We start from the raw sequence: 522 nt of genomic DNA, 5'->3' as shown, positions 1-522 counted from the left end.
CCTTTTTGGAGCCAGCCGCCTAAGGTGGGACAGATGATTGGGGTGAAGTCGTAACAAGGTAGCCGTATCGGAAGGTGCGGCTGGATCACCTCCTTTCTATGGAGAATTGATAAGCGCTGCTTATCAATATAAGTTTCCGTGTTTCGTTTTCGTTTAGTTTTGAGAGTTCAATTCAGTATTGACTCTTAAATGAGGATATGATATAAATAAATCCTGCAATTTGTATGGGCCTATAGCTCAGCTGGTTAGAGCGCACGCCTGATAAGCGTGAGGTCGATGGTTCGAGTCCATTTAGGCCCACCATACATTTTGGGGCCTTAGCTCAGCTGGGAGAGCGCCTGCCTTGCACGCAGGAGGTCAGCGGTTCGATCCCGCTAGGCTCCACCAAAAAGCTATTTTAAATAGCAAATGGTATGTTCTTTGAAAACTAGATAACAGTGTAGCTCATATTTTTTAATTTTTAGTTTGGTTAAGTTAGAAAGGGCGCACGGTGGATGCCTTGACACTAGGAGTCGATGAAGG

General features: G+C 45.2%; 2 tRNA genes and 1 rRNA gene. All 3 read left to right on the top strand.

The features are described from left to right. A 16S ribosomal RNA gene (locus tag ACTFRU_RS29355) occupies nucleotides 1-96 on the top strand; the annotation flags it as partial. Nucleotides 97-226: 130 nt separating this feature from the next. Beyond that, a tRNA-Ile gene (locus ACTFRU_RS29350) sits at nucleotides 227-303 on the top strand. A gap of 8 nt (nucleotides 304-311) precedes the next feature. Beyond that, nucleotides 312-387: transfer RNA gene (locus ACTFRU_RS29345), tRNA-Ala, on the top strand. The last annotated feature ends 135 nt before the right edge of the window (nucleotides 388-522 follow it).

The sequence above is a fragment of the Bacillus cereus group sp. MYBK220-1 genome (assembly GCF_051916445.1).
GTDB classification, from domain to species: Bacteria; Bacillota; Bacilli; order Bacillales; family Bacillaceae_G; genus Bacillus_A; species Bacillus_A cereus.
The sequence above is the reverse complement of the archived record's forward strand: the minus strand, read 5'-3'. Positions and strand labels throughout refer to the sequence as shown.